Origin of the sequence: Plesiomonas sp. (assembly GCF_051650925.1) — a bacterium.
Classification (GTDB): Bacteria; Pseudomonadota; Gammaproteobacteria; order Enterobacterales; family CAMTGL01; genus Plesiomonas.
Genome location: NZ_JBOFRH010000149.1, coordinates 1 through 8,018, shown reverse-complemented (window position 1 = coordinate 8,018; position 8,018 = coordinate 1). Strand labels below are relative to the sequence as shown.

General features: G+C 50.4%; 8 protein-coding genes. 3 read left to right on the top strand and 5 right to left on the bottom strand.

The window, feature by feature from the left end; genetic code table 11:
• Positions 1 to 22: 22 nt before the first annotated feature.
• The 5 genes from ACRC27_RS03365 to pspA form a co-directional block, all read right to left on the bottom strand.
• Positions 23 to 1,117: a YcjF family protein gene (locus tag ACRC27_RS03365; protein ID WP_438639190.1), complete on the bottom strand. Its 1,095-nt coding sequence runs from the start codon at positions 1,115 to 1,117 to the stop codon at positions 23 to 25.
• 15 nt (positions 1,118 to 1,132) lie between these two features.
• Positions 1,133 to 2,548, bottom strand: coding sequence for a YcjX family protein (locus tag ACRC27_RS03360; protein ID WP_438639189.1), 1,416 nt, complete (start codon positions 2,546 to 2,548; stop codon positions 1,133 to 1,135).
• Between the two features lie 102 nt (positions 2,549 to 2,650).
• The gene (gene pspC, locus ACRC27_RS03355) at positions 2,651 to 3,031 is read right to left on the bottom strand and encodes an envelope stress response membrane protein PspC (protein ID WP_438621844.1); all 381 of its coding nucleotides are present in this window, start codon (positions 3,029 to 3,031) and stop codon (positions 2,651 to 2,653) included.
• Entirely contained in the window at positions 3,028 to 3,258 is a 231-nt protein-coding gene (gene pspB / locus ACRC27_RS03350) for an envelope stress response membrane protein PspB (RefSeq protein WP_438621845.1), read from the bottom strand. The genes pspC and pspB overlap by 4 nt, the downstream gene beginning before the upstream one ends.
• Positions 3,259 to 3,358: 100 nt before the next feature.
• Positions 3,359 to 4,024, bottom strand: a complete 666-nt coding sequence (gene pspA, locus ACRC27_RS03345) for a phage shock protein PspA (protein WP_438621846.1) — start codon at positions 4,022 to 4,024, stop codon at positions 3,359 to 3,361.
• A 215-nt stretch (positions 4,025 to 4,239) separates the two neighbouring features.
• On the opposite strand from pspA, the gene pspF reads away from it, so the two are divergent.
• The 3 genes from pspF to sapB are packed head-to-tail and all read left to right on the top strand — an operon-like array spanning position 4,240 to position 7,961.
• Complete coding sequence (gene pspF, locus ACRC27_RS03340) at positions 4,240 to 5,298, top strand: phage shock protein operon transcriptional activator (RefSeq protein ID WP_438639188.1); 1,059 nt, start codon at positions 4,240 to 4,242, stop codon at positions 5,296 to 5,298.
• 39 nt (positions 5,299 to 5,337) lie between these two features.
• Positions 5,338 to 6,990 carry an ABC transporter substrate-binding protein SapA gene (sapA, locus tag ACRC27_RS03335; RefSeq protein WP_438621947.1) on the top strand — a complete coding sequence of 551 codons (1,653 nt, stop codon included), beginning with the start codon at positions 5,338 to 5,340 and terminating at the stop codon, positions 6,988 to 6,990.
• The gene (gene sapB, locus ACRC27_RS03330; RefSeq protein WP_438629727.1) at positions 6,990 to 7,961 is read left to right on the top strand and encodes a putrescine export ABC transporter permease SapB; all 972 of its coding nucleotides are present in this window, start codon (positions 6,990 to 6,992) and stop codon (positions 7,959 to 7,961) included. The genes sapA and sapB overlap by 1 nt, the downstream gene beginning before the upstream one ends.
• Positions 7,962 to 8,018 lie beyond the last annotated feature (57 nt).

Here is an 8,018-nt window from a genome sequence, read left to right as displayed (position 1 = left end):
AGGGCTATGTATTCACCAGCATTTATTCAGCGCGATCTGCTTCTGTAGGGCCACGGCTCAATAGCGTTTTCAACTGCCCGACCAGCTCTTGACGGATCATCCCTAAACGAGGTTTGTCATTATTAACCCACGGCAACGGGCGGCATAACTCCATGGTTTTGATCCCCAAACGGGCAGTCAGTAAGCCAACACCGATGCCCTGCGCAGCACGGGCTGACAGACGAGCAGTAATATCTTGCGATAGCCAATCCATACCCACATCACGCACCACATCAGTCACACCGGCAAAAGCGATGTTAAACAGCACCATTTTCAACAACCGCAAACGGCTAAAATAGCCCAGTTCGATGCCATACAGATTAGCGATACGGTTAACAAGACGCACATTGCGCCACGCAATAAACGCCATATCAACCAGCGCCAACGGGCTACAAGCCACCATAATGGCTGATTCTGCGGCATAACGGCTGATCTCAGCACGAGCCTGTTTATCCAGCAATGGCTGCACCATGCTGGCATACAGTTGCACCACTTCCCGATCATTGTGTGTATCTTGCAACGAGGCGCGCCAGCGTAATAGCACCGGATGCTGCGCATCAAGCACTGATTGTGTAGCCAGTTTTTCACAAAATGGCCGCGCCTGCCCCATACTGTGGCTGTGTAACAAATCAGTGGCAATATCACGCTCTTGGCCACGGCGTTTCAATGTGCGTAAACGCCGCCACTCACTGATCATGGCCCCCGTACCGGCCAGCAAGACTAAACTGCCCGCAGCGGCAGTGGTTAGCATCACCCAGTCGGCAGTTTGCCATGCCTGCACGACGCTATTTAGCGTCTGACCTATTGCAGCAAGGCCAAACCCAAGCAGCCCTAGCCCAAACACCTTACGCCACAAGCTGCGGCGCGGTTTAAGTGCTAGAGTGATCTGCTCATCAAGCGGTTCGGTTTGTGTTTCACTCAGTTCAATTGTCTGGAAGTTATCTGCCGACTCAAAAATCTGCTTAGTACGCAGAGCATCTTCCTGCAATGAAGGCTCTGCACTATCAAAAGTAATTTTCTGTTTTAACGGGGGATCTTGTGGTGTTGCAGCATGAGATTGTTGTTTTAATGTATTCATTGCTTAACCCTATTTCTAGCGCAGTTTATCGCCCAGCAAAAATTCCATCACAGCATCAAGGCGGATGTGCGGTAACGGTTCATCTAAGGCACAGGGGCGTGGACGGAAACTCTCAAAATCAAAAGTCTGCCGCTGCCAGAAATCACCCGCAGGCAGGCGCGACGGCACATCGCCCGGATAGATCAGCAACGGCTCGCCATCACTTAACCGATTTCCACGCAGTGCATTCAGGGTGCGCCCCTGATATTGCATCTGGCCGATATGGGTGGCCTGAACAGAGGCTAGACTGACGCAATCCATATTAATCCCTTCAAACGCAGCACTCTGCCACGCCTCTTGCACCAGTTGCTGTAACAGTGAAACCAGATTGGCGTGCTGATCGGGGGTAACATGGTCCGCTTTTGTGGCAGCAAACATCAGTTTATCGATACACGGGGCAAATAAGCGCCGCAACAAAGTACGTTTCCCGTAATGAAAGCTTTGCATCAGCTGTGCCAATGCAAGACGCATATCATTGAACGCCTGCGGCCCAATATTCAACGGTTGCAGACAATCAACCAGTACAATTTGCCGGTCAAAACGCGAGAAGTGGTCACGGTAAAAACCTTTCACCACGTGCTGACAATAGTGCTCAAAACGCGCCTGTAATAGGCCAAAATTGCTGTTTTTATCGGCAGTTAGCAGCTCACTTTCACTGGCAGCATTTGGCCCAGTATGCAAGCCACCAGCCCACGGGAAAAACTGTAATACCGGAGCGCCCGCCAGATCGCCCGGCAGAATAAAGCGCCCCGGCTGAATAAAGTGCAACCCTTCATCTTTACAACGCTGTAAATACGCGGTGTAGGCCTGTGCTATTTCAGCCAACAGGTTTTCATCTGCCGGTGCAAACGGGTCACACTGAGCCGCCAATGTCAGCCACGGCTGCGCCCACTCAACCCGTGCCCCCAAAATCATGCCTGTCATCTGTTGTGACCAGTGCAAATAGCTCTGATCCAACAGCGGTAAATCGAGCAGCCATTCACCGGGATAATCGACAATCTCAAGGTTTAAGGTAGCCAGCTCACTTAAGTGGCGTAACAGCGAATGCTGCGGCCGGTAGCGAATATTCAGCCTAATTTGGCTGACCCCACGCGTAGCCACCGGCCATGTTGGTGGCTCACTCAGTAGGCTGTGCATCCCTTCATCATATGCAAAACGGGGGATCGCCAGATCGCGCTGCGGAATGCGCTTAATGCCTTTCACACGCCCTTCGCGCACCGCAGAAAATAACGGTAACCGCGCACCGGTATTAACATGCAACAGTTGATTCACCAGCGAGGTAATAAAAGCCGTTTTCCCGCTGCGGCTAAGACCGGTGACCGCCAGACGCACATGGCGATCCAGCCCACGGTTAACAAAAGTCGAGAGTTCATTTTTAATCAAATGCTTCATTATTACTCACTGGCTGTTTTGCACATTTACACGCAACGTGCACGCTTGTGCGCTAAAATCCATTAAAATATAACGTTGAAACATAGCACTAATAGCGCTGATTTATAACTGCCGGAATTTGTTTCTTACCTTAAATGTCTCAGAGGTAACATAAGACTCTAAACGCCGAATCCGCGCTTCCATCTCATCAAACTCACCGGTCAGCGTATTCACCCGCTTGCGCGGTGCTTCACCTGCCTGCCAGCTTTTTTCTTTCAACTGCGGCTCATCAATCTGTTCAGCCAATAACGGGGCTTTATCCATAAACAGCCATGCGGCCACATAACCGAGCAGCACAATGCCCGTGCCGCCGAGCAGAAAAAGGGTTAATACCAAAATCCGCACTAGCCACACTTCCATACCGATATAGTGTGCAACACCTGCACACACGCCGGCAATTTTGCCCTCTTGCGGATAACGATAAAGATGATTACGCGTCATCATGCTCGATCCCTCCAGTTAGGGTGCTGCTCATCAAGAATAATTTCCAGCGAGCGAACGCGTTCGCGCATTTGCTGTGCTTCGCGGGTCAGTGCTTCAAGGCGGCTGCGTTCATCTTGACTCAGCCCTTCCCCCAACTCACGCTTACTGCGGTAGTGAAACCACAACCAGAGCGGAGCAACAAACAGAAAAAAAATCGTTAACGGGATAGAGAGAAAAAAACTGCCCATGTTGGCACTCCTGATGTCCGCAAGAGGCAAACCATACTGCCCCTTGCGCGTTTTTATAATGCTGTGGTCATTAATACATGATTAATGCGCTACCCTAACCTTACACGTCCTGCTTCATTTTAGCTTTCAGTGCGGCCAGTTCACGGCTGATATCATCATCAGCCTGCAATTCGGCAAACTCAGCATGCAAACTTTTTTGCTTACCAAGCCCCATTGTATCGGCCTGTGCTTCCATATGGTCGATACGGCGTTCAAACTGCTCAAAACGAGCCATCGCTTCATCAATACGTGAATTTTCAAGCTGGCTGCGTACGCTGCGCGATGATGCCGCAGCCTGATAACGCACCTGCAACGCTTGCTGGCGAGCACGCGTTTCACTCAGTTTTTTCTCCAGCTCACCCGCTTCACTGGTCATTCGGTTAATGCTGACATCAACCGCATCAAGCTCTTGCTGCAATGTGGTAATCAGCTCGCTCACTTTTTGCTTTTCAATCAGTGCAGCACGCGCTAAATCCTCACGATCTTTACGCAAAGCCAGCTCCGCTTTCTCTTGCCACTCAGCCTCTTGCGCTTGAGTATGCTCAATACGGCGTGCCAGATTTTTCTTCTCAGCCAAGGCACTGGCCGAGGTTGAACGCACCTCAACCAAGGTATCTTCCATCTCTTGAATCATCAACTTAACCAGCTTTTCTGGATCTTCTGCTTTATCCAGCAGCGCATTAATATTGGCATTTACAATGTCTGCAAAACGGGAAAAAACACCCATGATCGTTCTCCTAGTCAATAATAAGGGTTATCAAACAAAATCTGTTTTCACCTATCCACACCCAATACATATCAAATAGCATGCCACTTTTTTAAATAACCTATCATATTGAAAAATAACAAATTTAAAATTCACCTTGGTTTTTACCTGCTTTCGCGCTATGACTAATATCCATAAAAAATAATATTTTTAACGAATAAGTGGCGAATTTCACCATGCAGCAGAATGAAAATCTTATTGGCATTTCAGACCCCTTTCTGGCGGTAATCGAGCAAGTATCTCGCCTCGCCCCTTTAAATAAACCGGTACTGATTATCGGTGAGCGCGGCAGCGGTAAAGAATTGATCGCCAAGCGATTACACTATTTATCGCACCGCTGGCAGTCACCGTTAATTACCCTTAACTGTGGCGCACTGAATGAAAGCCTGCTTGATTCTGAGCTGTTCGGGCACGAAGCGGGCTCATTTACCGGTGCACAAAAACGGCATCAGGGGCGGTTTGAACGGGCACAGGGTGGCAGTTTGTTTTTAGATGAACTGGCCAATGCACCGCTGCGGGTACAGGAAAAACTCTTGCGCGTTATCGAATACGGTGAGTACGAACGTGTCGGCGGGAATCAGTCACTTTTTGCCGATGTACGGCTAATTTGTGCCACCAATGAAGATCTGCCGCAAAAAGCGCTGCAAGGCGCATTCCGTGCCGATCTGCTCGACCGCCTTGCATTTGATGTGATCAACCTGCCTGCACTGCGTCAGCGCCAAGAAGATATTCCCTTACTGGCTGATTTTTTTGCCGTAGAGATGTGCAAAGAGCTGGGCTACGCCTTTTTTGCAGGATTCAGTGCCCGCGCCTTACAAGCGCTGTACGCCTACCCGTGGCCGGGTAATATCCGCGAACTCAAAAATGTGGTCGAACGTGCGGTGTATCGTAATCCTGATCCGCAAAGCCCAGTAGAGCAGATTATTTTCAACCCGTTTTTACCGTTGGATCACACCATTCAACCGGAAAAAAAACCAGTAACCCCCGTCGCGCCTACCTCTGTACCACCGCACACCCTGAGTTTCCCGCTGAATTTAAAACAGTGGCTGGCTGATCAGGAACAACATGCTGTCACTATCGCGCTGCAACAAACCCGCTATAATCAAAAACAAGCTGCCACGTTATTGGGGGTCACTTACCATCAGTTGCGCGGCATTTTACGCAAATATCCCAGCCTATTTACCATACCCGAATCCACTGAAATTCAGCCAAAGGTTGGCGTTCGGCCGGAGTAATGTAAAATGACACCCTTGTCAGGACAAAAACGAGTCAACATGCGTGGTTTGAAAATAAGGGATACGTTTTCCGTATGCTGCCATTTTTTGGTACTCAGCAGCCTGCTGATACTCTGCAGCAAGCGCGCTGATGCCGACACTTTACCGGCAGAGGTGTATCAAAAAGGGTTTATTTACTGCACTTCAGGGAATACCAATATCCTAAACCCCCAGCGGGTTAAAGCCGGTGTTACCATTGATGCTATCTCCAACCAAGTGTATGACCGCTTGCTGGATATCAACCCGTTCACCTACCGCCTGATGCCATCTGCGGCCGAAAGCTGGCTGGTCAGCGATGCCGGACGCACCTTCACCTTTACCCTGCGTCGCGGAATACAGTTCCATCAAACCGCATGGTTTAGCCCTTCACGCACCTTAAATGCTGATGATGTGGTATTCAGTTTGCAACGGGTATTGGATGATAAATCCCCCTACCATAATGTCGGTGGCGGCCATTACCCCTACTTTGACAGCCTGCAACTGAGCAGTAAAGTCGCTTCAATTAGCAAGCTCAGTGATAATCAGGTGCAAATTAAACTGCTGCGCCCAGACTCCTCATTCCTAACCCATCTGGCCACGCACTTTGCGGTTATTTTATCGAAAGAGTACGCAGATCAACTGCTTGCTGCCGGAAAGCCCGAACAGATTGACCGGCTGCCGATAGGCTCAGGCCCGTTCAAGTTGCAAGAGTACCGTTACGGGCAGTATATCCGCCTTGCCCGCCATGATGAGTACTGGAAAGGCCGTGCCCGAATTGCGCAAGTGGTGGTGGATTTTGCCTCGGGTGGTGCAGGCCGCATGGCCAAGCTGATTACTGGCGAGTGTGATGTGCTGCCCTATCCGGCAGCCAACCAAATTGCCCTGCTGCGCGATGATCCGGCACTGAAACTGAGCGTACAGTCGGGGATGAATGTCTCTTATCTGGCACTGAACGTACAGCGCCCACCGCTGAATAACCCGAAAGTGCGTCAGGCGCTGTCACTGCTGGTTAACCGAGATCGCCTGCTAAAATCGATCTATTACGGCACAGCAGAACCGGCCCGCTCGCTGCTTCCACCGGTATCGTGGGCCTTTAACCACCGGCTGGCAACACATTACTACTCACCGTCAGAAGCCGAAAAACTGCTCAGTGAAGCGGGTGTTGCCAACCTGAAACTGAAGTTGTGGGTACCAAGCTCCGCCCAATCGTACAACCCAGCTCCACTGAAAATGGCTGAATTAATTCAGGCGGATATGGCCAAAGCCGGTGTCAAACTGACTATCGTACCGGTTGATACACAAAGCTTTGAACGTGGCCTGCCAACCGGTGATTACGATATGGTGCTAACCGGCTGGGTCTCTGACAGTGATGACCCCGACAGCTTTTTGCGTCCGCAACTCAGTTGTGCTGCCATGCAGTCGGGCAGCAATTACGCGCACTGGTGCGAACCACAATTTGATGCATTTTTACATGCCGCGCTGACCACCGAAAAACTGGCCAGCCGCCTGCTGTTTTACCGCCATGCCTTGGAAATTCTAGATACCGATATGCCGGTAATCCCGATTGCACACTCGCTGCGCTTACAGGGGCATCGGGCAAATTTACAAGGTTTGGTTCTCAGCCCGTTTGGCAGCACCTCTTTTTCTGAAGTTTATCGGCAGGATGCTCATTAATGATTATCTACACCCTGCGCCGTTTGAGTTTACTGATCATCACGGTGTTTATTCTGACCATCATCGGCTACGGGCTGAAAAACTATGGTCAGCCACTTTCCGCCGAAAGCCACACTAAGAGCAGTATCACCGGTTATACCCAGTATATTGCCGACCTGAGCAACGGTGATTTTGGCCTCTCCAGCGTATCGGGTGAAGAGCTCACCCCGCAACTGCTGAACGTCTTTCCCGCCACACTCGAATTGTGCCTGCTGGCCTTTATTGTATCGCTGATCATCGGTATACCGCTTGGTCTGCTGGCAGGAGCTCGGCGCGGGCGCTGGCAAGATATGATCATCTCCGCCTTTGCGCTGTTCGGGTTCTCTATCCCCGTATTTTGGCTGGGTATTTTGCTGATTATGCTGTTTTCACTCAATCTCGGCTGGCTGCCGATCTCCGGCCAACACAGCTTGCTGTATGAAGTAGAACGGGTGACTGGGTTTATTTTGGTTGATGCTTGGCTATCAAGCTCACCGTATCGCCATGACATTATCTATAACACCATACTGCACATGGCCTTGCCGGTAATAACCTTGTCACTTTCACCCACAACAGAAGTGATCCGTTTGATGCGGGCGAGTACCGAACATGTGGTGGATAAACCTTATGTTAAAGTCGCCGTAACCCGTGGCTGGTCACGGCTCACCATCTTGCGCCGCCCTATTTTGCGAAATGCCTTGCCGCCGATCATTCCAAAACTGGGTTTACTGTTTTCAACCATGCTCACTCTTGCCATGATCACTGAAACTGTATTCAGTTGGCCGGGCATTGGCCGCTGGCTGATTCAGGCACTCAATCAGCATGATTACACGGCCATCTCAGCCGGCGTTGTGGTGGTCGGTAGCTCGGTTATTTTACTCAGCGTGTTGGCTGAATTATTTGGTGCAGCGGTCAATCCGTTAGTCCGTAAAGAATGGTACGAGGTTCGCTGAGATGTCAAACCGCTTACACATGCCAACCCGACTTGCACACACATGGAGCTTGTTCCG

Coding starts and splice junctions, on each gene's coding strand:
- ACRC27_RS03365 (WP_438639190.1), bottom strand. CDS start 1,117: ATGAATACATTAAAACAACAATCTCATGCTGCAACACCACAAGATCCC.
- ACRC27_RS03360 (WP_438639189.1), bottom strand. CDS start 2,548: ATGAAGCATTTGATTAAAAATGAACTCTCGACTTTTGTTAACCGTGGG.
- pspC (WP_438621844.1), bottom strand. CDS start 3,031: ATGATGACGCGTAATCATCTTTATCGTTATCCGCAAGAGGGCAAAATT.
- pspB (WP_438621845.1), bottom strand. CDS start 3,258: ATGGGCAGTTTTTTTCTCTCTATCCCGTTAACGATTTTTTTTCTGTTT.
- pspA (WP_438621846.1), bottom strand. CDS start 4,024: ATGGGTGTTTTTTCCCGTTTTGCAGACATTGTAAATGCCAATATTAAT.
- pspF (WP_438639188.1), top strand. CDS start 4,240: ATGCAGCAGAATGAAAATCTTATTGGCATTTCAGACCCCTTTCTGGCG.
- sapA (WP_438621947.1), top strand. CDS start 5,338: ATGCGTGGTTTGAAAATAAGGGATACGTTTTCCGTATGCTGCCATTTT.
- sapB (WP_438629727.1), top strand. CDS start 6,990: ATGATTATCTACACCCTGCGCCGTTTGAGTTTACTGATCATCACGGTG.